24 protein-coding genes are annotated in these 26263 nt (G+C 40.4%); 8 read left to right on the forward strand and 16 right to left on the reverse strand.

Annotated elements, in window-relative coordinates; genetic code table 11:
* Positions 1–96 precede the first annotated feature (96 nt).
* The gene (locus FFM66_RS08385; RefSeq protein ID WP_137605613.1) at positions 97–894 is read right to left on the reverse strand and encodes a CppA N-terminal domain-containing protein; all 798 of its coding nucleotides are present in this window, start codon (positions 892–894) and stop codon (positions 97–99) included.
* 313 nt (positions 895–1207) lie between these two features.
* Here FFM66_RS08385 and FFM66_RS08390 point away from each other — a divergent pair, with 313 nt between their 5' ends.
* Positions 1208–3121 carry a fructose-1,6-bisphosphatase gene (locus FFM66_RS08390; RefSeq protein WP_137605614.1) on the forward strand — a complete coding sequence of 638 codons (1914 nt, stop codon included), beginning with the start codon at positions 1208–1210 and terminating at the stop codon, positions 3119–3121.
* 186 nt (positions 3122–3307) lie between these two features.
* Positions 3308–3601 (forward strand): rhodanese-like domain-containing protein, encoded by a 294-nt coding sequence (locus FFM66_RS08395; protein WP_048604183.1) that lies wholly within the window; start codon positions 3308–3310, stop codon positions 3599–3601.
* Positions 3602–3720: 119 nt separating this feature from the next.
* On the opposite strand, the gene FFM66_RS08400 is transcribed toward FFM66_RS08395, so the two are convergent.
* Positions 3721–4881 carry an AI-2E family transporter gene (locus tag FFM66_RS08400; RefSeq protein WP_137605615.1) on the reverse strand — a complete coding sequence of 387 codons (1161 nt, stop codon included), beginning with the start codon at positions 4879–4881 and terminating at the stop codon, positions 3721–3723.
* Positions 4882–4890: 9 nt separating this feature from the next.
* Positions 4891–5244: a PTS glucitol/sorbitol transporter subunit IIA gene (locus FFM66_RS08405; protein WP_048603884.1), complete on the reverse strand. Its 354-nt coding sequence runs from the start codon at positions 5242–5244 to the stop codon at positions 4891–4893.
* A 117-nt stretch (positions 5245–5361) separates the two neighbouring features.
* On the opposite strand from FFM66_RS08405, the gene FFM66_RS08410 reads away from it, so the two are divergent.
* From FFM66_RS08410 to FFM66_RS11380, 3 genes are read left to right on the forward strand one after another with little or no spacing between them, the layout of a single operon-like run.
* Positions 5362–6384 carry a lactonase family protein gene (locus tag FFM66_RS08410; protein ID WP_048603883.1) on the forward strand — a complete coding sequence of 341 codons (1023 nt, stop codon included), beginning with the start codon at positions 5362–5364 and terminating at the stop codon, positions 6382–6384.
* 12 nt (positions 6385–6396) lie between these two features.
* Positions 6397–6747 carry a hypothetical protein gene (locus tag FFM66_RS08415; protein ID WP_048603882.1) on the forward strand — a complete coding sequence of 117 codons (351 nt, stop codon included), beginning with the start codon at positions 6397–6399 and terminating at the stop codon, positions 6745–6747.
* 24 nt (positions 6748–6771) lie between these two features.
* Positions 6772–6933, forward strand: coding sequence for a hypothetical protein (locus tag FFM66_RS11380; protein WP_171000827.1), 162 nt, complete (start codon positions 6772–6774; stop codon positions 6931–6933).
* 56 nt (positions 6934–6989) lie between these two features.
* Here the strand turns inward: FFM66_RS11380 and FFM66_RS08420 are convergent, their stop codons facing one another.
* The 5 genes from FFM66_RS08420 to metG form a co-directional block, all read right to left on the reverse strand.
* A complete protein-coding gene (locus FFM66_RS08420; protein WP_371851517.1) occupies positions 6990–8489 on the reverse strand; it encodes an Lsa family ABC-F type ribosomal protection protein in 1500 nt (499 codons plus the stop codon).
* A 249-nt stretch (positions 8490–8738) separates the two neighbouring features.
* Positions 8739–9095 carry an iron chaperone gene (locus FFM66_RS08425; RefSeq protein WP_048603880.1) on the reverse strand — a complete coding sequence of 119 codons (357 nt, stop codon included), beginning with the start codon at positions 9093–9095 and terminating at the stop codon, positions 8739–8741.
* Positions 9096–9376: 281 nt separating this feature from the next.
* Complete coding sequence (locus FFM66_RS08430; RefSeq protein WP_048603879.1) at positions 9377–9805, reverse strand: hypothetical protein; 429 nt, start codon at positions 9803–9805, stop codon at positions 9377–9379.
* Positions 9806–10286: 481 nt separating this feature from the next.
* A complete protein-coding gene (locus tag FFM66_RS08435; RefSeq protein ID WP_137605618.1) occupies positions 10287–12968 on the reverse strand; it encodes a cation-translocating P-type ATPase in 2682 nt (893 codons plus the stop codon).
* A 359-nt stretch (positions 12969–13327) separates the two neighbouring features.
* Positions 13328–15334 carry a methionine--tRNA ligase gene (gene metG / locus FFM66_RS08440; RefSeq protein ID WP_137605619.1) on the reverse strand — a complete coding sequence of 669 codons (2007 nt, stop codon included), beginning with the start codon at positions 15332–15334 and terminating at the stop codon, positions 13328–13330.
* 170 nt (positions 15335–15504) lie between these two features.
* Between metG and FFM66_RS08445 the strand changes: the two genes are divergently transcribed.
* Together FFM66_RS08445 and FFM66_RS08450 are read left to right on the forward strand one after the other, a co-directional pair.
* Positions 15505–15780: a hypothetical protein gene (locus tag FFM66_RS08445; protein WP_137605620.1), complete on the forward strand. Its 276-nt coding sequence runs from the start codon at positions 15505–15507 to the stop codon at positions 15778–15780.
* A 67-nt stretch (positions 15781–15847) separates the two neighbouring features.
* Positions 15848–16678: an NUDIX hydrolase gene (locus tag FFM66_RS08450; RefSeq protein WP_048603875.1), complete on the forward strand. Its 831-nt coding sequence runs from the start codon at positions 15848–15850 to the stop codon at positions 16676–16678.
* A 165-nt stretch (positions 16679–16843) separates the two neighbouring features.
* Here FFM66_RS08450 and FFM66_RS08455 read toward each other — a convergent pair whose 3' ends face one another.
* The 5 genes from FFM66_RS08455 to opp3b all read right to left on the reverse strand — a co-directional run bounded on the left by FFM66_RS08455 (position 16844) and on the right by opp3b (position 21855).
* Positions 16844–17779: an RNA-guided endonuclease InsQ/TnpB family protein gene (locus FFM66_RS08455; protein ID WP_137605621.1), complete on the reverse strand. Its 936-nt coding sequence runs from the start codon at positions 17777–17779 to the stop codon at positions 16844–16846.
* Positions 17780–17795: 16 nt separating this feature from the next.
* A complete protein-coding gene (locus FFM66_RS08460; protein WP_137605622.1) occupies positions 17796–18749 on the reverse strand; it encodes an ABC transporter ATP-binding protein in 954 nt (317 codons plus the stop codon).
* A 72-nt stretch (positions 18750–18821) separates the two neighbouring features.
* The gene (locus tag FFM66_RS08465) at positions 18822–19868 is read right to left on the reverse strand and encodes an ABC transporter ATP-binding protein (protein WP_048603872.1); all 1047 of its coding nucleotides are present in this window, start codon (positions 19866–19868) and stop codon (positions 18822–18824) included.
* Positions 19869–19873: 5 nt separating this feature from the next.
* Positions 19874–20914, reverse strand: a complete 1041-nt coding sequence (locus FFM66_RS08470; protein ID WP_048603871.1) for an ABC transporter permease — start codon at positions 20912–20914, stop codon at positions 19874–19876.
* Complete coding sequence (gene opp3b / locus FFM66_RS08475) at positions 20914–21855, reverse strand: oligopeptide ABC transporter permease (RefSeq protein ID WP_048603870.1); 942 nt, start codon at positions 21853–21855, stop codon at positions 20914–20916. Before opp3b ends, FFM66_RS08470 begins: the two co-directional genes overlap by 1 nt.
* Before the next feature lie 86 nt (positions 21856–21941).
* On the opposite strand from opp3b, the gene FFM66_RS08480 reads away from it, so the two are divergent.
* Complete coding sequence (locus FFM66_RS08480) at positions 21942–22286, forward strand: DUF3899 domain-containing protein (RefSeq protein WP_137605623.1); 345 nt, start codon at positions 21942–21944, stop codon at positions 22284–22286.
* Between the two features lie 79 nt (positions 22287–22365).
* Here the strand turns inward: FFM66_RS08480 and FFM66_RS08485 are convergent, their stop codons facing one another.
* The 3 genes from FFM66_RS08485 to rlmN form a co-directional block, all read right to left on the reverse strand.
* Positions 22366–24033: a peptide ABC transporter substrate-binding protein gene (locus tag FFM66_RS08485; RefSeq protein ID WP_137605624.1), complete on the reverse strand. Its 1668-nt coding sequence runs from the start codon at positions 24031–24033 to the stop codon at positions 22366–22368.
* A gap of 470 nt (positions 24034–24503) precedes the next feature.
* Positions 24504–25055: an aminoglycoside 6'-N-acetyltransferase gene (locus tag FFM66_RS08490; protein ID WP_048603867.1), complete on the reverse strand. Its 552-nt coding sequence runs from the start codon at positions 25053–25055 to the stop codon at positions 24504–24506.
* A gap of 138 nt (positions 25056–25193) precedes the next feature.
* Positions 25194–26261, reverse strand: a complete 1068-nt coding sequence (gene rlmN, locus FFM66_RS08495) for a dual-specificity RNA methyltransferase RlmN (RefSeq protein WP_137605625.1) — start codon at positions 26259–26261, stop codon at positions 25194–25196.
* Positions 26262–26263: the final 2 nt, after the last annotated feature.

Here is a 26263-nt window from a genome sequence, read left to right on the forward strand (position 1 = left end):
AAATAACAAAAAAAGAGAACACCGGAATGCTCTCTTTTCCAGATTTAATTCAAAACAACACTATTTGACAAAGAGCCTTTTTTTTCTATTTTCTGTTTAGTTTGCGGCATCTGCCACAAACCACCATTCAAGACCAATAGCATCATAAATAGTTAAGATACCTTTTTTCTTATCGTAATAAAACGATTGTTTCTTCGCTTCCAAGCGATTTTCCAACGCTTCTAATTCTTGATTTGTTACGCTCACCTTGAAAAAATCCAACCCTAATACTTTGTGGGTTTCCAGATCAATCGTTCCACCATGGGCTTCTGTTAATTCCACCTCGAAGCTCGCTTCTGACGTTCCATCTGCTGCGGCAAAATCAGCTAACTTCAAATATTCGTCAAAAAAGAGGACTTCTTCGTTTAAATTGCTGGCGTGAAGATGAACTTTTCCAAAATGAGCGGGCTCTGTCAAACCGGCAAAGGTGCCTGTCGCTTGCGTTGCTAATTCTTCCGGTGCTGTTTCAGTTGCTTCATAATAAATTTCCAGCGGATTGCCTTCCGGATCTGCCACTAAAATTCCCCAAGCTTGTTCATAGGTTGCATATTCAAGCGCGTACTCCCGATCATTCAAGCGTTTCAAAATTTCCGCTGCTTCGGTATCCGATACGACTAAACGCAGGCGCTGTAATTTTTTGATTTCTCCTAAAAAGTCTTCTGCTCGTGGGCTTTCCTCCAACCACAACAATTCATTTGGTTGATCAATCGTCCCAAAAATCGCTAGTTCGTTTTCTTCTCGTTTCAAAGAAAAGCCAATCATATCACGATAAAACTCAATCATTTTATCACGGTTTTTTACACGAATTGCAATCGTCTTGATACGTGACTGTCTACCTACAGTAAATTCTACCATGCCTATTGCTCCCTTCTGTCCCATCAACATTTTACTGACAAACCAGAAATGGCGCAACTGATATCCCTTGAAAAAAAGCAGATTACCGCAAATTATTCGTTTTTTCCTGCAAAAAAAAGAGGTCGCTTTGTAATCTATTTTTTGATTTCTACAGCGATTTCCTCTTCGCTACTTATTTTTTCTCAGAAAACACCATGTATACCATTTATCCTATAACACGAATAATTAGCGTGAAATATCATTATTTACACCTATACTTTTAATTTGTTATTTGCTATATTGGAAAGTGACCATGTAAAAAGGAGCGAAAATCGTGGAAGAAAAATACTTGCACCTATTGAAAGAAAAATTTGCAACGAAAGAAGCCGTTTTGACGGAATTGATCAATTTAGAAGCGATTCATCGCCTGCCAAAAGGCACCGAACACTTTGTCAGTGATATCCACGGTGAATTCGCAGCATTCGATCATGTTTTACGTAATGGTTCAGGAAGTGTGAAAGAAAAAGTTCGAGAATGTTTCCCCACGTTTTCCGAGGAACAATTACTGGACTTATGTACACTGATCTATTACCCGGAAGAAAAAATGAAACAGTTACAGCTGTCTCCTGAAAAACGCCCCGTCTGGTTTCGCCAACAATTACTGGCTTTGCTGCGGGTAACCAATTATGCCGGACGAAAATATACCCGTTCAAAAGTCCGCAAAACATTGCCACCTCAATTTGCTTACATTTTAGAAGAATTATTAAGCGAAGTCGAAGCGCAAAAAGATAAAATCGATTATTTCGAAGGAATCATTACAAAATTAATTGCTCTTGAACAAGCCGAGGCGTTGATCGTGGCTCTTTCGTATACAATTCAACGTTTGGTGGTGGATCATTTGCATGTGGTCGGAGATATTTTTGATCGAGGACCTAAACCTGATGCAATCATCGAGCGATTGATGCAACTTCCCTCCGTCGACATCCAATGGGGCAACCACGATTTGATTTGGCTTGCGGCGGTTGCCGGCTCTCCTGTTGCAATGATGAACGTGATTCGCATCTGCGCCCGTTACAATAATCTCGCCTTATTAGAAGACAGTTACGGCATCAATTTGCGCCCTTTACTGCACTATAGCAAACGTTACACCGTTTCTCCGGCTTTTGATCCTAAATTCGATGACGTTCCCTGCCATCACAAAGAGGAAAGAAAACTTCTTAATCAGGTGCAGCAAGCAGCAGCAATTTTGCAATTCAAATTAGAAGGACAACTAATCCAGCGGCGACCTTGCTTCTTATTGCAGCAGCGAAATGTCTTGGAGCGGATTCATTTTCCGACACAACGGATTCATTTAGACAGCGGCAGCTACCCCTTGACTGATTTTTACGCCCCAACGATTGATCCTACTGATCCTACTGCTTTGACAGAGGAAGAAAATCAGTTGATTCAACGACTGCTTGCTTCATTTCAGCAGTCTGAAAAATTAACTCGACATACCGATTTCTTAATGGAAAAAGGTGGTATGTATCTTTGCTTCAATAATAATTTATTGTTTCACGGGTGTATTCCTCTTCATGAAAACGGCGATTTAAAATCACTGCGGATAGAAGGAATCAATTATGCCGGTAAAGACCTGCTGGATTATTATGAACAGCAAATTCGCAAAAGCTATCACGAACCAGAAAAACAAACCGATCTAGCCACCGATCTATTATGGTATCTCTGGATGGGAGAATGCTCTTCTTTGTTCGGCAAAGAAGCCATGACGACCTTTGAGCGCTATTATTTAAAAGATTCCCATACCCACTATGAGAAAAAGAACGCCTACTATCGTCTGCGAAAGGAAGAACAGACATGCCGTGAAATTCTCACACTGTTTGGTTTGCCGGAAAGTGGACATATCATCAACGGACATACCCCCGTTCAAGAAAAAAATGGGGAAAATCCAATCAAAGCTAACGGCAAATTAATCGTAATTGATGGTGGCTATGCAAAAGGTTACCAGAAAAAAACCGGCATCGCCGGTTACACCTTGTTAGCTAACAGCTACGGTATACAACTAGCTGCCCACCAGCCTTTTACTTCCGTGGCGGATGCTGTGACCAACGGAACCGACATTTTATCCGTCCTTCGTTTAGTTGCTGTGGCAAAAAAACGGACCACCGTCAAAGACACGACAATTGGTAAAACAATCACGCAAGAGATCGCTGATTTGGAGAAACTTTATCGTCAATTCGACATGCTTTGATTTTTTATAGCGTTTTTTCTCATTTTTTCTCTTATTTTCTCTGACAAAAAAACCAATGAATCTCTGCCTGCAACTACTTTCTGAAAATCTTGCTCATTATTTTCTTACAATTAATCAGAAAGGTTGAAAATTCTATGGAAATGTCCTAAAATTCTACCATCTTACAAAATGAAAGTTGGTAAAAAAATGACCTCTATTTCGATGCAAGATTTCAATTCCTTGCGTGCAGAAAAAGATCTCGCGATTCTCGATATTCGTGATACTCAAGATTTTGACCTTCGCCACTTAGCAACCGCTCAATCGATTCCTGCCACCAGCATCCCTGGTAGCTTGAATACCTTAGATATGACAAAAACCTATTACATCATCAGTTATTCTGGTCGTCGTTCCGAAATCATTGCGAATTACCTAACCAGCAAAGGGTTTACTGCTGTCCATGTGATTGGCGGAATGCGGGCATTAGGGCAGCTCGCTGCTTAATTAAATGAATCAAGGCGACAAAAAATATGGCAAAAAAAATCCGACCAATAGCAAAAGTTTCCCGCTGTTTAATAATGCAGCAGCTTTGCTATTGGTCGGATTTTTTCATCTGCAGAAACTTATTCTTTTTTGATTTCCTCTGGTTCTTTTTCATACAAACCGGAAATGCTGCGATACCATTCAAATAAGTGGGTAATCACCACTTTGGCGGCTGCATAGACAGGAATCCCGAAGATAACGCCGATAACACCAAAAAGTTTTCCAGAAGTCAGCAGAACCAACAGAATTGTTACCGGATGGATCGACAACTGACTGCCTAAAACCAACGGCGAAATCAACCGTCCTTCAATTGTCTGCTCGATGACAAAAACAATCAAAACCTTTACCAGCATGAAAGGTCCCACTACGATTGCCAGAAAAACCACTGGAACCATTGCCAAAAATGAGCCTAAGTAAGGAATCAAATTTAAAAATCCTGCGATGATTCCCAAAGTAACGGCATACTCCAATCCGATGATTGAAAAACCAATGATAAACATAATTCCTACGGCCAACGCAACCGTCAACTGCCCACGAATGTAGGAAGAAACTTGTTCATTAACCTCTTTTAAAACTTTCAAAGTTGGTTTCCGCAAGCGAGTCGGCAAAAATTTCACAAAATAAGGTGCAAGGTTACGTCCGTCTTTCAATAAATAAAAGAGGATAAACGGCATCGTTAAAATCGCCACCACCACTGTTGCCACTGCACCGACAAAATGACCGATATTTTCAATCGTTGATTTTGAAAAATCCTGAATAAAAGCAGTCAACCAACTCATTACTTTATCGCCGTATTCTTCGACTTGATCTTGAATCTGTGAAAAAATCGGATCATTCAATATTTCCTGTACCTTATCATCCACCACTGTCAGATACCCGGGAAAATTTTCGGCAAAGCTTAACGATTGCTCACGGATTTTTGGTACAATGACCACAATTCCCCAAACAAGCAAGCCAATCAACAGTAAAAACAGCAAAGTGATACTATAAACACGTTTTAACCCTTTTTTCTCTAAAAAATCAACTGCCGGATTCATCAAGTAATACAAAATTCCCGCCATGACAATGGGCAGACTCACAACACCAATAAATTGAACCACTGGTGTAAACAGATATGAAACCTTTGTAAAAGCATTGAGAATCAACAGGATCAGCAGAATAATCAGCAATGCTGTCACAAATTGATTATTCAAAAACCATTTCCAAAACCAGGAAAGTTTGTGTTTGTCTTTTCGTTCCATCACGACCTCCTATGGATAAGTAACTGTCATCCCGACTGCAATTTTCGGTAATGCATCTGGTGCTAAATAGACCCCGTTGGCGATCACATTAGTTTCCGGTACTTCGTCAAAAACAAAGGTCACGTGTTGCAATGAGTGCAGATTTTGATTGACAGTATTTCCGGTAAAAGTCACCACATAGGATTTATCTCCAAAAGTAATTTGGTCTCCTTGCTTGATTTCGATGGTTTTCGGATCTGAAATCTCCTGAATCACCGAATAACGTTTCAAGCCCTCCGTCGCCCCGTCTCCGAAGAAAAGCAAAATTTTTTCATTTTCATCGATGGCTTCTTTGCCAATCGCAACGATTTTTCCTTTTGTCATAGCTTCGATCTCCTTTCGTCCATTCAAAAATATTATAACACAGTCGATCATTTGGTGAACGCTGACAATCCTTTATATGGTAAAATAAAAGAGTATTCATTTCTTAGGAGGTAGCTTATGTTAAAAAAAATATTGCTTGGTACGTATACTCGCCGAGAAAGCAAAGGCATCTACTCAATCGTACTAGACACCGAAAAAGAAACACTGGAACAATTAGAACTTGTTGCATCAGAAAATAGCCCAACCTATCTTGCCCGCAGCAAAGACAGCAATACTTACTCGGTAACTTCCGTGGAAGGCCAAGGCGGTTGTGCGGCTTACAATGAGAATTTTACCTTTTTAAATGCCATTACCGAAGAAGGTGCTCCCCTTTGTTACGTCTCCGTTGACGAACCACGTAAATTAGTCTATGGCGCCAACTACCACAAGGGGGAAGTCAATGTCTACCGCATTCTGGCAGACGGCTCTTTGGCAGCATCAGATGCTTTGTACCATGACGAACCGACCGGCAGCCACGAAAATCAAGACAAACCCCATGTCCATTATACTGACCTAACACCAGATGGGCGGCTGGCTGTTTGCGATCTTGGTACAGATCGTGTGTACACCTACGATGTTTCCATCGAAGGCAAACTTTCAGAAGTTGCCGTTTATGTTGCAGAAGACAAAACTGGTCCCCGTCATTTGGCGTTTCATCCAAACAAAGAAATTGCTTATCTTTTTGGTGAATTGGACAGTACGATTACAGTACTGCGTTACAACAAAGAAGATGGCAGCTTTGCGGCGTTACAAAAAATTTCTACCTTGCCGGAAGATTTTCATGAATTTAATGGTGGGGCTGCCATTCGTGTTTCTAATGACGGTCGCTTCGTTTATGCATCAAACCGGGGACATAATTCCATCGCTGTTTTTCAAACGGCAGACAACGGACAACAGCTTGCCTTTGTTCAACACATTTCTACAGAAGGCGACTTTCCACGGGATTTTGCCTTAGATCCAAGCGATCACTATCTCGTAGCAGCGAATCAAAACAGCGACAATTTGACTCTTTACCGTCGCGACAGTGAATCCGGTAAATTGACTCTGCTTCAAAAAGATGTCTACGCACCGGAAACTGTTTGTGTTTTATTTGAAAACTAATGGAGGAATCTTATGTTTACGAAAACCCCTGTAGAATTATTGCTTAAGGATTTTTCTAATCTGTTGAATAAATGCCAATCGGTGTACGACTTGGTGCTAAGCCGCCGCTACAACGAAAATCTGGCTATTTTGACGACTGCCGAGGCCTATGCCATTGCGGAAAAAACCTATGTCCGCTGTGATCAAAATCCCCAGTTGCAAACAACCGAAGTGGAAAACTTCATCAATGCTTTCGATGATTTTTATTTTGAACTAAAGCAGGTGTTGTTCCATGCGGATGATGACCTGCCTTCCCTTGAGAAACGTTTGGCAAAAATGCGGGATGAGTATGAAGCCTTGACCGCTGCCTTTCAGCTTTTTTAAGACGAAAGAAAGAAGGAACTCTGAATGAATCAAGATGAAGTTGTTGCACGTTTAAAGGAAGAATTAAATCTCCCTTTTTTTAACGGAAAAGTCGAAGCCAAAGAATACAGCGAAGAAGATTATCAAAAAGTAAAAGCTGATTTGATCAAATACTTCGACGACTACGTTCGTAATGTTGAAAATTAATCAAAAATAAAAAAACGCCAAAACAGACCGCAATAACGGTTGTTTTGGCGTTTTTCTTATTCTGGCTGCAACGTAACGATTTGCGTTGCCACATTTTGTAAAAACGTTTCATCATGCTCTACGATTAGCATCGTTGGTTGAATTTCTTGAATAATCTGCTCCAACTGTTCTTGATTGAAGACATCCAAATAATTCAACGGCTCATCCCAAATAAATAGTTCTGCGGGTGTTGCCAAAGATTTTGCCAGCTCAACTCTTTTCCGCTGACCCATACTCATTTGCTCAATTCGATTTTGAAAAACGGTTCGCTCAACACCTAATTTACGCAAATTGTTTAATAATTCTTGATAGGACAAATGATGTTCCTCTGCAAATTCTGTCAACGTCCCCCGATTGTCCTCATAATTTTGCCGAACATAACTGATAGCAACATTTTGCGGACGGAGAATTTTCCCAGTTGCTTCTCCGTTAAATTGTCCCAACAAATAATTAATAATGGAAGATTTTCCTGATCCGTTTGCTCCCCGTAAGGCGATACGTTGCCCTTTTTCCAAATCAAAGGTGATTGGGGCAAACAGGGGCTTTTCATAGCTTAACTGCAGATTTTCGACCTGCAACAGTGATTTATGATAACTCGGCTGAAAATTCATCGTTAACGGGTCGATATACTCGATATCTTTTAACAGTTTTTCTTTTTCCGATACCTGATCGGTCATACGTTTCACAATTGCCTTGGAACGTTTCATGGTGCGGGCAGCATCCGCACCGATAGCTCCTTTATTCGTTCGTCGGGCTTCCGTGTCGATAAACCCTTTTTTCTTTTTCGTTTTATCTCCTTCACGGGAACGCGACCATTCTGCTTTTTCAGCGGCAGTTTGTTTCAAACGTCCAATTTCTTTTTTCAGCTTGGCATTTTCTTCCTGCTCATGCTGATCCCGCAATCGTTTTTGTTCTTCATAAACCGAAAAATTACCCTGATACAAAACCAGTTGACTTTTCTCGATAGATAAAATATGATCCACGACTTCATCGACAAATCGTCGATCATGACTGACCACGATAAACCCCTGCCGTTTTTCCCGCAAATAATCCGCTACCTGTTGCCGGGCAACGATATCCAAGTGATTGGTGGGTTCATCGATCAAGGGGAAATTCACATCGTCTACAAACAATAAAGCCAATAAAACTTTTGTCTGTTCTCCCCCTGAAAGGCTGGAAAATTCCCGCCATAAAATTTCCGGGTCTACCTGCAGCAAATTCAGCTCCCGTTCGATCTTCCATTGCTCAAAATCGGATAATTCCTGCAAGACATAGTAGGTCAACTGCTGCTTATCCTCAATTTTTTGAGGAAAATAAGTGAAGGTCATTTGATGCTCGATTTTCCCGCTATAAGGTAGTTTTCCCCTCAATAAATTCAGTAGTGTCGTTTTTCCTCGACCATTTCGCCCAATCAAACCCAATTTCCAATTGGTGTCAATCGTTAGATTTGTGTGGTCAAAAAGATTGATTGTCTGACTATCAAAGCCAAACGTTAAATTTTTAATTGTAATTGTCATTTTTTTCATCACCTCAATAAAAAAACCTCTCCTATTTTCAGGACAGGCTTTCACGGCAGACGGATAGACAAAAAAGACCCCGCCAATTGAAAAACCACACCAATCCTGAAAATCTGCACACTGTCCCCATAAATTATTGAATACATCATAAATTAGGCACACTCTTAATGCAGCTTCAATCAATTGGTTAGTTTTTCAACGCAGGATCCCTCATTTCGTTTTTAATAAATTTAGAATAGCACGAGATTGCTATTTTGGCAATTCTAACTTCTTCACTACTTCCTCTTTACGAAACAAAACCATTTTTTTAATCAGTTCCGTCGGTAATGGCTGCGTGTAGACAAACTGAACAGCACCTTTTGAAGAAGGGTAATTTATCAGCTCTTCTTGAAACTGCGCAATCGCTGAAGGTGTCGGATAAAAGCCCAGATGTTTTTTCGCTGCAGCAAAATGCACTAGGTTTTCATGAAAATAAAAAGTTGGCATTCCGTAGCTGATTTTTTCTGTTGCATCCGGTATTAATTTCTTAATTAGTTGATAGACTTCGTTTAAAATTGCCTGATGCTCAGCTGGTGCTTCATGAATATAATGCTCGATAACGGTCAAAAGACACGACCTCCTTTTTTCAGAAAAGAGTAGCATATTTTAAGAAGAAAGACGAATAAAAGAGAATTAAATGACGAAATAAAATCATTTCATAACAGACATAAAAAAACCATTGGGTCGGTTAAGCCCAATGGAAAAAGGAGTAATTACTCTTATAAGGAGTAAAATGAAAAATAAAAAGGTTGTTGTTGGTTATGAGTTAAGTATAGCGGTTCTTTTTATTTTTGTCCTAAAAATAACGTTATATTTAAATTAGATAACTCTCGTTTTTTGGATACGTTTTATTTCAGCAACAGACTCGTCATCCGTTGAATCGCAAAAGAAATTTCGTCTGTGGCTTCGTCTTGTTTTTTCTCTGAGGCATCAAATGCCGCCACATCAATTCCTTCTACTTGGAGGCTGGTCGTCATTTCTTCACAGCCGGCAACATATTTAACATATGAACGTTCAAATTTTTTATGGATTCCCATTACTTTTGCCGGTGGACGCAAATTGCTGATCTGTTTCAGCATGTCTTTGTATTTCACCGTTCCCTCGCTAAATAACGCAACAGTTTCTTTCAGTTGTTCTGCTGTGATTTCCGCTGTTTTATCCTCATCGATTGCTTTACGGATTGCTTCATAGCTGGGGTTCATTTTTTCACCGATTTCTTCGGTTGTTTTTACGATATCATTAATTGCTTGAACATAAAATCCTAAATTAGGTCTCACAAATTATTCCTACTTTCTGCTCTATTTATGGCTATTTTACCGTTTTTTTCGACTTTAGGGAAGAGTGACCGGCAAATTCTCACCGACCATCCTTTTTTTCTCCAAAAAAGAGAAGTGCAAAAAATTCAGACTACCTGTTCATTTCCTCTGCAAGAACTCTTTTTCAACGCTAATCGGAGCAGATTTGGTGAAAAGGTGGTGCTTTTTTTATAAAAAAATAGGTACCTGTTAGTTACAGCTAACAGACATCCTCGGCTCGATTAAGTTTTTATTTATGTTTTCACCCATTTTGTAAACAAAACCACTAGCAAAACAACAGATTAAGTACCATCCAAAAAGCATCTCTTGACTAGTCAAACCATCTTTTTTCTACCCTATTTAAAATCATAATTGAACTCTCATCTCAATCTATCTTTCGTAAAAAAAGAAAAGCCCATTTAAAAGGCTTTTCTTTTACTTTTTATTTCAATCAATAGTTCCATTAGCTTTTGCCCATTGCCCGTTGGATTGCTTTGACGATTTCTACAATCGGGATGATTGCAAAGGATGAACCTAACACGATACCCCATTGATACAAATCAAGGTGTGCAACGCGGAAAATGTCATTTAATCCCGGAACAATGATAATGACCATCATTAACGCAAAGGACAACAGGATTGCCCAGTTGAAGGTCTTGTTGCGGAATGGTCCTACCTTGAATAATGATTGGTGAACAGACTTCACGTTAAAGGCATGGAACAATTGCATCAAACCTAATGTTGCAAAGGCCATCGTCAACGCATCCGCATGAATAGCATCATATCCTTCATGCACTGGCCATTGAATGGCAGACCAGTATACAAATAGAACAGTTGCTGCTTCCAGCAACCCTTGATAAATAATACTGCTTAACACGCCACCTGAGAATAGGTTCGAATTACGTCCACGAGGCTTGTGTTCCATCAAATCTTTTTCGGCAGGTTCCATTCCCAATGCGATAGCAGGGAATGTATCGGTTACCAAGTTGATCCACAACAAATGAATTGGTAATAGCGTATCCCAACCCCAAAGAGTTGCCAAGAACAAGGTTAAAACTTCACCTAAGTTGGCTGCCAATAAATATTGAACTGCTTTTTGAATATTTGAGAAAACTTTACGTCCTTCTTCTACCGCTACGACAATGGTTGCAAAGTTATCATCGGCAAGTACCATATCAGAAGCTCCTTTAGAAACTTCTGTCCCGGTAATCCCCATACCAATACCAATATCCGCCTGTTTCAAAGCAGGCGCATCATTAACACCGTCACCGGTCATGGCAACTACTTTGCCTTCTTTTTGCCATGCTTTAACGATACGAACTTTATGCTCAGGAGAAACCCGTGCATAAACAGAATATTTTTCTACATTACGTGCAAATTCTTCGTCGGACATTTGATTTAATTCTGCTCCAGTCAAGACTGCAGCATCGTCACCAGGTTGGATGATCCCTAAACGTCCGGCAATTGCTTCTGCCGTGTCCCGGTGATCCCCAGTAATCATGATTGGACGGATACCAGCTTCTCTAGCTACACGTACAGCATCTGCAGCTTCAGAACGTTCTGGATCGATCATGCCGACTAAACCAGCAAAAATCAAATCATTTTCAACGATGTCTGATTCCAAGCTTTCTGGAATTGCATCCACATATTTATAAGCCATTCCTAAAACACGTAAAGCTTGTTTTGCCATATCTTTGTTGTTTTCAAGAATTGTTTGTTCTTCTTTGTTAGTCATTGGTTTGATTTCATCAAAGATTTGAACTTTTGAAGCACGTCCTAACAAGACATCAGGAGCACCTTTGACAGCTACTAAGTAACGTCCTTCTGCTTCTTTGTGGATTGTTGTCATCAATTTACGTTCAGAATCGAAAGGAATTTCGGCTACCCGAGGTTGTTCTTGGACTTTGGCTGTTACATTAAAGCCCTGATTATTTCCGAATTGAACCAAGGCTGTTTCTGTCGGATCACCAATCAAACTACCGTCTTGGGCAATTTTTGTATCATTCGCATAGTTCATAATCTTTAATGCCATATTGTCTTCAGGAATATGTTGTGAAGAGCTGTATTGGCGATCATTTGTATACAATTTCTCAACGGTCATTTGGTTCAGTGTCAGTGTTCCAGTTTTATCAGAAGCAATGATGTCTGTTGAACCTAATGTTTCTACAGCTGGCAATTTACGGATGACAGCATTTCGTTTTGCCATGACTTGTGTTCCCAATGCCAAGATGATTGTAACAATAGCTGGCAAACCTTCTGGAATTGCCGCAACGGCTAGTGAAATTGACGTCAGCAACATGTCGCTCCATGAAGTATCGTTAAACAGTGTACCAACAAAATACATAACAACAGCAATAACCACGATAGCAGCTGTCAGGAATTTACCTAAATGGTTCAAGTTGTTTTTCAACGGTGTTTCTGTTTCATCTGCTTGCGCCAACATTCCGGCGATTTTCCCTACTTCGGTATTCATCCCCGTATTGACAACGATCCCTTTTCCGCGACCGTACGTTACGTTACTATTTGAGAAGGCCATGTTGATGCGGTCTCCGATACCAATTTCTGTACCTTCAAGGACAACAAGTTCTTTTTCAACCGGCACAGATTCACCTGTCAATGCAGCTTCTTCGATTTTCATCGAATTAACTTCTACTAAACGCATATCTGCAGGAACAACATCTCCTGCTTCTAGTAAAACAATGTCCCCTGGAACTAATTCATCACTCTTGATGGTAATCGTATGCCCATCCCGCAGAACATTTGCATTTGGTGTAGACATTTCTCGCAAAGATTCGATGGCTTCTTCTGCCTTCGCTTCTTGCACAACCCCCATGATTGCATTAATGATAACAACCGCTAAAATAATCGCAGCATCCACGATTTCATGGGAAACTGCTGCAGAAATAACAGCCGCTACCAACAAGACAAGAATCATCAGATCCTTGAATTGCTCCATAAATTTTTGGAACATGGTTTTTTTCTTACCTTCATCCAATTCGTTTGGACCATATTGTGAAAGACGTTTTTTTGCTTCTTCACTCGATAGTCCATCGACGGTAGTATCCATCGCTTTCAAGACTTCGCTGTCAGTTTGCGAATAGAAAGGTTGGTTTACCTGCGCTTTTTTGTTCGTTTCCTCTGCCAATGTTTCTCCTCCTTTGATTTTGTCGCTACACACCGCTCTATTTTTCAAAATTGAAAAAAAATAGACCTGTGTATGTAACGAACATACATAAGTCTCACTAATTAAGGCAACACCAGAAATTTCTTCCAGGATTGGTGACGTTGCCACAGCGTATGCTGCCAGTTACTCCCTCATGAAAATTAAATAATTACACCAATCATTATATAGTAGATTATCTGATAGGGCAACATTTTTAGATTTCTTAAAAATGCGCATTTTAGGAAAGAAATCAACAAATAATCTGTAGCAGTGAAAAAAACCTGCTCTTTAATAGAGTAAAAGGATTTGGAATAAGAGCTATTCCAAATCCTCACTTATATTTACGCAATAATCGCTCCGTTAGGCATCCCTTTTGGTGCTTCGACGATTGCTAAATTTCCTGCTTCATCTTCGGCGGATAAAATCATACCTTGGCTGACTTGTCCTCGCATTCTTCGTGGTTTCAAGTTGGCAACAATCACGACCTTTTTACCGATCAATGCAGCTGGATCACTATAAAATTCAGCGATTCCCGATAGAATTTGGCGATCTTGTTTATCTCCGGCATTTAAACGGAATTGCAGTAGCTTATCTGCACCTTTGACTTTTTGACAGTCAATGACTTCTGCAACTTTTAATTCGATTTTGTCAAAATCATCGTATTTGATTTCTTTTTTGGTTGAAACCAGTTCAGTTTCTTCAGGGTTCCACTTCACAGTGGCTTCCTCGGTTTGAACACCTTCAGACATTTTTTTCTGAATAAATTCTACTTCCGTCTCAATATCAAGACGAGGGAAAATCGGCGTTCCTTTACCTACGACTTTGGTTCCACTTGGGAATTCGCCAAAATGTAGTTCTTGCAAATTCATTGCTTCCACATCTAGTCCCAGTTGTTCAAAGATTTTCGCCGGTGTTTCTGTCATGATTGGTTGCAATAAAATCGCAACGATCCGTAAGCTTTCTGCTAAATGGACCATCACACTGTTTAACTCTCCGCGTTTTTCTTCGTCTTTTGCAAGAATCCAAGGTTGTGTTTCATCAATGTATTTATTGGCTCTGGAAATCAACGTCCAAACCTCGCTTAAAGCTGTATTGAATTCCATTTTTTCCATTGCTTGGTGGTAACGTCCGATCACGTTAGCGGCAGTTGTCGATAATTCACTATCAAATGCCGTCACTTTTGATGCATAATCCGGCACGGTGCCTTCACAATATTTGTTAATCATGGCAATCGTTCGGTTTAGAAGATTTCCTAAATCATTTGCCAAATCATAATTTACCCGGGAAACAAAATCTTCAGGGGTAAACACGCCATCACTGCCAAAAGGAACTGCCCGTAAAAGATAATAACGTAACGCATCAAGTCCGTAGCGTTCTACCAACATTTCAGGATAGACAACGTTACCTTTTGATTTCGACATTTTGCCGTCTTTCATCAATAACCAGCCATGACCGTAAATTTTCTTTGGCAATGGCAAGTCTAATGCCATTAGCATGATTGGCCAATAAATCGTGTGGAAACGCACAATTTCTTTTCCGACCATATGCACATCTGCCGGCCAATATTTTTGGAACAGGCTATCGTCATCCGAGCCGTAGCCCAATGCTGTAATATAGTTGGATAACGCATCGATCCATACATAAACGATATGTCGTGGATCAGATTTTACCGGGATTCCCCATGTAAAGGTCGTCCGAGAAACGGCTAAATCTTCTAATCCAGGTTTGATAAAATTATTGATCATTTCATTCTTGCGGGATTCTGGTTGAATGAATTCTGGGTGTTCGTCATAATAGGCCAGTAAACGATCTGCATATTTGCTCATACGGAAGAAATAGGATTCTTCTTTGACTAATTCTACTTCATGTCCACTTGGCGCTTTTCCGCCGATTACGTTGCCTTCTTCGTCTCGATAAACTTCAGCCAATTGGGTTTCAGTGAAAAATTCTTCATCTGATACAGAGTACCAGCCTTCGTATTCTCCAAGATAAATGTCCCCTTGTTCCAATAACTGGTCAAAAATCTTTTGAACTGCTTTTTGGTGGTAATCATCCGTCGTGCGGATAAATTTATCATAGCTGATATCAAGGGTTTTCCATAATTTTTGAATATCGGCAGCCATTTTATCCACGTATTCTTGTGGTTTGACCCCTAATTCCTCAGATTTTTTTTCGATTTTTTGGCCGTGTTCGTCGACCCCTGTTAAATAAAATACATCAAAGCCCATTAAACGCTTATACCGAGCAACTGCATCACAGGCAATCGTTGTATAAGAGTTTCCAATGTGTAATTTGCCACTTGGATAGTAAATCGGCGTCGTAATATAAAAAGTATCTTTTTCAGCCACGGGCGTGTTTCCTCCTTCTCACTACTGTGAATATGTTCTTTGATAGTATACCATAAATTAGGTTTTGTTTAAGAATTTTCCGCCAAATTGCGAATTCTTTCCCCTTTGTTTCCTGCATGCCGCTAGATATTTGGTATAATAAAAAAAGATCAAAACAAAGGAAGTTGTCTATGACAAAAAAACATCGAAATTTTCTTATCGGCATTCTGATTCTTTCTATTCTCCACCTGATTTTTTGTACTTTTTATCAGCGACTCTACGGCTACTTTAATCTTCATCAAGGTGTGCAAGGCTTTGTCACACTCACACAGATTCTTCGAGTTCTTTTTTTGGGAGCTATCGGTATCGGCGGCTTTCTCAGCTTGCGGGAACAAGTGAAAAAAGCGATTCCTTTTTATTTGGCATTTTTTCTCTTTAACTTGATTTTGCCATTTATTTTTCGCTGAACGGTTTGTTTTTTTTCTATGCGTGCTACAATAAGAATGAGCAATCAAAACAAGCGAGGTGCCATTTATGAAACACTTTTCTTCCAAAGCTGAAGAAAAAATATATTTTGAACAACAGGCAAGCGAAGAAGAGTTTCTTCGCTGGTACAAGCAGCAAGAACAGCCAGAATATGAAAAACCTGCCTTAACGGTAGATATGGTATTGATGTGTTACAACAAGGAAGAAGATCAGATCAAAACCTTGTTGATTCAACGAAAAAGTCATCCGTATAAAAACTCATGGGCTTTGCCGGGGGGCTTTGTCGAAGCAAATGAATCGACTGGCGAAAGCGTCATTCGAGAAACCAAAGAAGAAACCGGCGTGGTGATTTCCAATCATAATATCGAACAACTGCACACCTTCAGTCGACCAGACCGTGACCCTCGTGGTTGGGTGGTGACCGTCAGCTATTTGGCTTTCATTGGAGAAGAGCCTTTGAGTGCCGGTGACGATGCCGCAGAAGTCCGTTGGTTTACGTTGGAACGCAAACGCAACAATATCCATTTGACTAACGGAGATGTCGAGATTATCTTGGATCTGCAAACCGGAACCTCTTATGGTCGTGATACACTGGCTTTTGACCACAGCGAGATTATCTTGAAGGCCTTCAACCGGATTGCAAACAAGATGGAGCATGAACCCCTTGTGCTGCAAGTTTTAGGAGATTCTTTCACCATCACCGAAGCACGGAAAGTTTTTGCTAAATTTTTAGGTATGGATTTCAAAACCATTGACCATTCCAACTTTAAAAAAGCAATGCTGCAATATTTTGATGAAATTGGTGAACGTCCGGTGGGAATTGGTCGTCCTTCCAAAATTTATCGTCTAAAAGAATCGATTATTCCTGAAGAGGGATAAAAGAAACCCAGCGTCATCCATTGGCTTTTCAGCCTTGGAACGCTGGGTTTGTTTTTGGTTTATCATAATTAGTGAGCAATGATTCCTAGAAACAAAAATTTTTGCAAATTTTTTCTATGGCCTAGGCGATCCCTGGAGCCCCTTCCAGTTCTTACTTTCTTTTCTTCAACTGCTTGGTCCTTCACTGAGGAGCATTGTTTTGCCATACCACGTGCTTTTGTACTTTATTTTTTGGATAAAGTGCAGCCAATCTGATTCGCTAAAAAGGCCTTTTTCTTCCATCTGACAAAGATTAGTTACGTGAATCACATCATATTGCCGAATAATGCCAATCGATAATTCATCAAGATAGGCTTTTTTTCGATCATAATAACGAGTGTAAAGAGTGGCAACTTTGTGTTTTTGCTTTTGATAATTCTTCGCATCAGACAAATGGACCTTTCGCTTCTGAGCAGCCTTTGCCCGAGTGGCCAATTTCTTCTCTGCTTTTTTCAAACGAATCTGATCATTTTCTGATAAGAAAATAGGAACATCAAAGGAAAGCTCAGAGGATTCAACCAGTGTTTCCGGTGAAAAGTGCAGCTGGATGACTTGATTGGTTTGAGGCAGTGGTTCGATTTTTTCTTCGCAGAGGATCGACACATAAAATTCCTGACCATTTTTAGCAGAAATGGTGGCAGACTTGATATGACCGTAGACCCTTCGATGGATATTGACAGGAATCAAGGTTTTTAGCTTAGGGAGCTTTAGTTTTCCTTCCTGAAAATAAATCGTGTGCTGCTGATTATTTGTTCGATACGACTGCCAAACGCTTCTTTTGGTTTTCAGTTTGGGATAGCCGGCACGCCCCTCATAATAATTACGAAAGGCTCGCTCCAAATTCATCTGAGCATTTGCCAAGGCAAGGCTATCGGTCTTCTTTAAAAAAGGAAAGTCTTCTTTTAATTTAGCCGGCGTTAATTTTCCGGCGGGCTGCTCAATATGCCGTTGCTTTAATAGCATGTTATAAGTAAAGCGAACACAGCCAAAAGTTTCAATAAAAAATTGTCGCTGTTCGCCCGTTGGGTAGAGTCGAAATTTATAAGCTTTTAAAACGCACATCTATCCAAACACCCCTTTAACTTGCGACAGAACTGCCTTCTTTCTTTTTCTGTAATTTCTTTTGGTAGAAGGCGATTTCGTCTTCTGTACAATAAATGTAGTGTCCCTCTTCGATCTCATGCATTCCACGAACCCGTCCATCCTCTGGTTCTGACTGATATTTGATTCGTGTGCGAGTGCGTTCATACTCAGGATCAGGCAATGGAATCGCAGATAATAGACTTTCTGTATAAGGATGGACACCGTGATGGTAGATGGCATCACTCGTACCGACTTCCAATAATTTGCCATGGTGCATCACGCCAATTCGATCACTAATGTGTTTCACCATGGATAAATCATGGGCGATAAACAGATAGGTCAAATTTTGTTCTGCTTGCAAATCCTGCAGTAGATTTACCACTTGGGCTTGGATTGATACGTCCAAAGCCGAAATAGGTTCGTCACAGATAATGAATTTGGGTTTGACAGCTAACGCCCGAGCAATGCCGATCCGTTGCCGTTGCCCGCCAGAAAATTCATGGGGGTAACGGGTACCGTGACTGGGATTTAAGCCCACAATCTTCAACAGTTCATCTACGCGGTTATTTCGTTCCGTGTCAGAGGCTGCCAACCCATTGATGTCGATTCCTTCTGCAATGATATCGCGAACCTTCATCCGAGGATTCAGTGAAGCATAGGGATCTTGGAAAATCATCTGCACGTCTCGACGAAATTCTTTCAACGCCGCTTTGCCTTTGATTTTAGTGACATCCACACCGTCAAAATCAACTTCACCGCCTGTAGGTTCGTTCAGTCGAATGATTGTGCGTCCAGTCGTTGATTTTCCACTACCAGATTCACCCACCAAACCAAACGTTTCTCCTTCATAAATATGGAAGCTGATATCATCAACGGCTTTTACTTCGTCTTTGCGACCAACGTTAAAATATTGTTTCAGGCCGTCCACTTTTAATAAGACTTTTTTCACCGGGCTTCCCTCCTTTATTTCTATTTAATGTCCTTAATTTTCTTTGTTCCATTAGATGATTGGAATGCCGGCTTAAGCTGTTTCATTGGCTTGCTTGGAACGGAATTTTTCCCAACGAATTTGGATTTCTTTTGGTGGCACTACTTTTGGTGCTTGTGGTGCCAAAAGCCACGTTGCCGCTTTATGGGTCGGTGATACCTCAAAAAATGGTGGCGCTTGCTGGGTATCAATTTTCAACGCATATTCGTTCCGAGGATAAAACGCATCCCCTGTTGGCGGCTTCAATAAATCTGGCGGAGAACCGGGAATGGCATACAATCGATCGCCGGTTCCTTCCAACGTTGGCATGGAACCTAAAAGTCCCCATGTATACGGATGTTGCGGATTATAAAAGATTTCTTCTGCTGTTCCAACTTCAATGATTCTTCCCCCATACATAACTGCCACCCGATCAGCCACATTTGCCACGACACCAAGGTCATGGGTGATAAAAATAATTGAGGTATTGATTTTTTGTTGGATATCCTTCAATAATTCTAAAATTTGGGCCTGAATCGTTACATCTAGTGCTGTAGTCGGCTCATCGGCAATCAGAACTTTCGGGTAACAAATCAGCGCAATGGCAATCACAATCCGTTGGCGTTGTCCACCGGAGAATTGGTGGGGATAATTCTTTAACCGTTTTTCTGCATCTGGAATTCCGACAAGTTTCAATAGTTCCAGCGCTGAAGCCATCGCTTCTTTTTTCGATACTTTGTTGTGGATTCGCAAAGACTCTGCCACTTGTTTGCCGATTGTCATGGTCGGATCAAGAGAAGTCATTGGATCTTGAAAAATCATTGCGATTTCTTTTCCGCGGATTTTTTGCATTTCCTTTTCAGACTTATGCACCAAGTCTTCTCCTTCAAATAAGATCGACCCATTATCAATGTTGGCGTTGCTTGCCAACAAGCGCATGATCGTCCGTGTTGTCACGGACTTGCCGCTACCGGATTCTCCAACGATTGCTAAGGTCTCTCCTTCATTCAAATCAAAACTGACGTTACGAATCGCCCGAACTTTTCCGGCGTAAGTATCAAATGAAATTTCTAAATCTTTTACTTCTAGTGCTTTTTTCATAGTCCTCACTCCTTCATTTTCGGATCAAAGGCATCCCGCAAGCCATCAGCCAACAGGTTAAAACCAATCATGATCACAGACAGCGTCACTGCCGGAATCCATAATAGATAAGGTAAATATTGGAAGGTTTTGTAGCCATCACTCAACATCATTCCTAGAGAAGCTGAAGGTGGTGTCAAACCTAAACCGATAAAACTTAGGAAAGCTTCAAAGAAAATCGCTGTCGGAATACTGAACATCATCTGAACGATGATTACGCTGGAAATATTAGGCAGAATATGTTTGAAGGCAATTTTGACATTGCTTTCTCCCAGTGTTTTTGCTGCTAAAACAAATTCCTGATCCTTCAGCTTCATGGTCTGTGCCCGTACAATCCGCGCCATAGGAATCCAGTTGGTGATTGCCATTGCCGCTACAATCGACATGAACCCCGGTTTGAACATAACCAGCATCAAAATCATTACAACCAGATTGGGAATCCCGGAAAGGACTTCAAGGAAACGTTGCATCAAGTTGTCTGTAGTGCCGCCTTTTAATCCAGAAATCAAACCGTAGCTGACACCAATCACGATATCAAACATTGCCGCTACAAAAGCAATCAACAATGAAATTCGTGTTCCCATGAATAAGCGACTCAAAACGTCCCGACCTAAACCATCTGTACCAAAAAAGAAATTTACATTGTCTGGTACTTTCGCTTGCGCATATTTGTCGACTAATTCTCCGCCCACCATTGCTTTTCCGTTCAAACCATCAATATCGATTCCCGGAATTCGAGGGGGCAAATTAATATAGCTCACATTTTGCTTCGTCGGATTGTGGGGAGAAACAAAAATTGTTACAAAAGCGATCAGAATAATGATGCCAAGTAACGACATGGAGAAAACCGCCGCTTTGTTTTTTCTCAAACGCCGCCATGAATCCTGTAAAAAGGTCAATGAAGGAGCCGCGATTGCTTCCCGTTCTTTTACGGTATCTTTTTGCAACAATTCAAAGTCTGTTGCGGGAATTTTTGCGATTTCCGAGTAGTTTTTTGATACTTCCATCAGCCTCTGCTCCCTTCTGAAACGCGGATCCGTGGATCAACGATGCCATATAAAATATCGACGATTAAAATGACTACGATTAACATACCAGAATACATTAGTGTAACTGCCATAATCGTTGGGTAATCATTCGTGGTGATCGATTTTACAAATTGTTCTCCGATTCCCGGAATAGCAAAGATGTTTTCAACAACCAAAGAACCAGTCATCAAACCAACTGCCAAAGGTCCTAATAATGTCAGTAATGGAATTAAACTATTCCGCAAGCCATGCTTGAAGGCAATTTCCCAACGCCCCAGCCCTTTCGCGCGAGCCAATTCGACGAAGTCACTGTGCATAACTTCCACCATTTCTGTTCGAATAAAGCGGGCAGAATCGGCTAATGGCGACATGGCTAACGCGATGGTTGGTAAAATCGTATAGGCAAAGCCTTCCCATTTTGCGATTGGCAACATATGCAACTGAATTGCAAACACATATTGTAATAAAACTGCAAATACGAAGTTTGGAATCGAACGACCTAAAATTGCCACTAGGGTTGCTAACGTATCTGCCCAGGAATTTTGTTTCATTGCTGAAATCGTTCCTAAAATAATACCGAACAATGTTCCAAAGATGATGGCCTGCATCCCTAATTGCAAGGAAGGTCCAATTCGATTAGCCAATAAAGCGGCAACCGGTTGATTTTTAAATTGGAAGGAAATACCAAAATCAAATTGCACCAAATTTTGTAAATAAATGCCATATTGAACCAATACTGGTTTGTCTAAACCAACTTGCTTATTCAGCAACTCGATGGTCTCAGGGCTTAACCGTTCCGCATTGGTATACGGTGTGCCCGGCAGTAATTTCATTAAGAAAAAAGTTACTGTTGCAATCAGCCACAAGGTGATCACACCGAAAAGCAGACGTTTTAGAAAGTATTTAATAAAACTGTTCACTATTTTTCCCCCTACTCTTTCTTGTCTTTGACTTTCTTTGCTGGTTTCGCTACATTATATAAGAATAAACTTTAAGGAGCCTATTTATGAATAAACGCAACTTACCCTATATTCTATCCCTTTTAGGAATCGCCGCCATCTTATTGTGGCATTTTCTTCAAAAAAGTTTTACGCTTATCCAGCTTTCTGATTCTCTCTTTTTAGTGGGACTGCCTTTTTTGATTGTCGGCAGTTTGTTATGGGTTTTTTCTTCTGGCTTCTTCGACACCTTTCAACGCTCGATGCATGAAGCCTTCGGAAGAAGACAAAAGAAAAAATCTAACTTCATGCCGCTTTCACAAGTCGGCGCTCATGCCTATCGTTTTTGGCTGATTATCGCAGGGAGTTTAATTGGACTTTCCATTCTCCTGCTTTTAATCCATTATTTATAGGTTGAACAAAACAAAGTCCGGGGCATTAATCGATCGTTGATTAATGTCCCGACTTTTTTTCAAGTTCAAACTCTTACTTTTATTCTTCTACATAAGTCCATTTGTAATCCCATGAAGCGCCGGCACCGTGGTGAACGATTCCTTTGATTTTCGGATTAACCAAGTGTCCTTCTGCTTTTTGATAAACTGGAAGTACGCCCATTTCATCCATGATGATTTGGTTTGCATCCAGCATATTTTGCCAACGTTTTGCTGGATCTCCCGCATTTGTTGAAGAGGATTCTTTGACAGCGGCATCGTATTTCGCGTTGCTCCATTGGCCACGGTTGTATGAATTTCCCGTTACGAACAAGTCAGTAAAGCTGCTTGGATCAGAATAATCAGCTGCCCAACCACCTAATACGACATCGAAATCACCAGAATTTGAACGATCCAATCGAACAGAGAACGGTACAGGTGTTGGTGTGACTTTGACACCATCCAATGTTTCTTCCCATACATTTTGTAGGTATTCGATTACTTTCTTCGATGAATCATCATCAGAAGCCATCAATTCGAATTCTAAGGAGTCGATTCCTAATTCTTTTTTCGCTTTTTCCCAATATTCTTTGGCTTTGTCAGCATCAAAGGAAACCAATGTACCGGCATCTTCGGTGAAGTCTTTCCCAGTTTCAGGATTTTTAGCCAAGTCTACCGGAATCAAACTGGTGGAAACAACAGAACCGTCACCCAAGACTTTGTCCACCAATGCATCACGATCGATTGCATAAGAGAACGCTTTTCTCAAGTTCGCATTGTTGAATGGGGAATCTTCATCCCGTTGATTGAATTCCGCATATGTTGTACGTGCTTCTTTTGCTGAATAGAACGCTTCGTCATTTGCATTTTGTTGTGCTAATTCACCAGTCAAGATAACGTCATCTGCTTGACCATCTTTAAATAGGTTCAAGCTAGTGGAAGATTCTTTCACAACACTGACGTTGATTTGATCTAATTTTACAGAATCTTTATCCCAATAATGATCGTTCTTCTTGTAAACCCAATCCGTATCAGAACCCGGACCATCAAATTCTTCTAAAGTAAATGGACCATTATAAACTGCTTTGTCACTGGCAGAAGCATATTCTTTGCCGTTTTCTTCTACAACCGCTTGGCTTTGTGGGAAGAAAGAAGCAAAGGCCAACAAGTAATCAAAGTAAGGTGTGGTTTTTGCCAAAGTGATTTCCAATTCATAGTCACTTACAGCTTTGATTCCTAATTCAGATGGGTCTTTCTTGCCGGCTGTGATTTCTGCCGCATTTTTTACAGGTTCGTAAAGATACGCATATTCAGAGGCGGTTTTGGGATCAACTGTCCGTTGCCAGCCATAGACGTAATCTGCTGCGGTAACGTTCTCGCCATTAGACCATTTAGCGTCTTCACGCAATTTTACTTTGTACGTTAAACCGTCTTCGCTGACTTCTGCCAGTTCGGTTGCACCGGCAGGAATGGGTTGATTGTCTTCATCAATACGGTAAAGACCTTCATACACATTGTTCAACGCGGTAAAACTAATTGTGTCAGTAGCTACTGATAAATCAGCGGTAGGCATTTCTTGTGGTACGACCAAGTTAAAAACTTGTTTACTGCCTCCTTTGCCTGAATCGCCCGCTGCTGCACTGTCATCTGTGGATTTGCCGCCACCATAACATCCAGCAAGAACGAAACCGCAGACTGCTACGATGCCCAATAACGATTTCTTTTTCATTTGCGTTACCCCTTTAGTTTGTAATTTTCAGAAAATTTAGCAACTTCTGAAGTTGAATAGAATTTTAATTAATAATTATTAAAAAAGCAATAGCAATTTCATCATTTTCGCATAAAAAAACAGTAAATTATCATTATTCTGATAATTTACACACCTTTAGAAAGCGCTCTTATTGGTGATATATCTCAACTTCTTTATTCAAGTGATTTCTTTTTAAATAATTTCACTTTTTTTGAAAAAATCGCCGGATTTCAGAATTTTTCTCATTTAATTAGATAATCATGGCAGAATTTAATTAAATGAGAAAAACAAAAAAATCCTTTATCCGCAAAGCAGATAAAGGATTTTTTCACTCAATCTTATTTTTATTAACAAACAAAAATGAGATAACTTTCATTGTAAGTGTAACTTTCTGAGAACTACCAGATAAGAAACAGTTCTATTTCTTTTCAAATTTCATTTCCTTGATTTTATGAGGGAGAATTTTCATTTTCCGGTTCGGCAATTCGTTTTGCCATTAAAATATCTGGTTTGTTCCAGCCATTGGCATCTGGGATAACACCCACAATCTGATAGCCTTGTTTTTCATAAAATTCAAAGGGATGATTTTTTAAATTTTTGATTTGACTGAGGGCTTGAAACGTATCTTGATACAAATCCAGCTCACTCAATGAAGTGGCATGATTTTCATCATCTGTCCCCAGATACATGGTGATACCACCATGAGAAGCAACTTCTTTTTCTAAGAAATCCACCAAACGCATACCGATTTTTCGTCGACGATAGGCATCTCCAACGACTAACGGATGCAGCTCCCATCCTGTATGATCGTATTGTGGAATTGCGCCGATAAATCCAATCAACATATCCTCTTCCAGCGCCGCGACTGCCAAACGTTCTTCTGCTAACAAGGCGTTAATCTGCGATTCCTCCCTATATTCCTCCGGCCAAGTTTTTTTCAACAGGTCCGCCAACTGATCCCGCATGACCACATCTTCTCGATCAAATTCTGTAATAATCAAAGCAATCGCCTCCCGTTCTTATCGATTCTACCAGTCATTCAAAAAAAATGTTACTGATTTGCTTTTTGAAAAAACAGCAGGCACAAAAAAACAATCCCACCCCATGAAAAGGGGCGGATTGCTCAGATTGACTTTGGGTTATACAGCAGCTTCTTTTTTCATTTGTTTGCTGCGTAATTGTCCGCAGGCAGCATCGATGTCTGTCCCATGTTCCTTACGAATAACACAGTTGATTCCATTCTTTTTAAGAATGTCATAAAACTTCAGCACGTCCGCTTTTTTACTGCGGGAATACTGATCGTGCTCACTGACTGGATTATACGGAATCAGATTGACGTAAACCAGTTTTTTCTTGTCTCTTAGCAAGTTTGCTAATTGTTGGGCGTGATCTGGTCGGTCGTTCACATTTTGCAACATGATGTATTCAAAGGTGATTCGACGATTGGTTTTTGCCAAATAGAAATCAACGGCTTCCATCAATTTTTCAATTGGAAAACTACGATTGATCCGCATCATAGAAGTCCGCACTTCATTGTTTGGTGCATGAAGTGAAATCGCCAAGTTGACCTGCAACCCGTTTTCAGCAAATTCTTTGATTTTTGGTGCTAAACCGCTGGTAGAAACTGTGATATGCCGTGCACCGATTGCTAAGCCTTTCGCATCATTGATGATGTGCAGGAACTTCATTACGTTGTCGTAATTGTCAAAAGGTTCTCCGATTCCCATCACAACAACATGAGAAACTCGATTTTCTGATTCCTGTAAATCAAAATAATGCTGTACCATCATGACTTGCGCCACGATTTCACCAGCAGTTAAATCTCGTTGCTTTTTCAGCAGACCACTGGCACAAAACGTACAGCCGATATTGCAGCCAACTTGTGTGGTCACACAAACAGACATCCCGTATTCTTGTCGCATCAACACGGTTTCGATCATGTGTTTGTCTTGCAATTCAAAAAGGTATTTGACAGTCCCGTCTTTTGCTTCTTGAACGATGGTTTGATTTAATGGATTAATGACAAAATTATCCGTCAGTTTTTGAATCAAATCTTTAGAAAGATTCGTCATTTCTGAGAAATCCATCACGCGTTTTTCATAGAGCCATTCCCATAACTGATTGCCGCGGAATTTCTTTTCTTGATTTTCCTCCAGCCATTGGATCACTTCTTCTTTTGTCAGACCATAGATTGATGGTTTATTCACAA

Source organism: Enterococcus songbeiensis, from assembly GCF_005405265.1.
GTDB classification, from domain to species: domain Bacteria; phylum Bacillota; class Bacilli; order Lactobacillales; family Enterococcaceae; genus Enterococcus_C; species Enterococcus_C songbeiensis.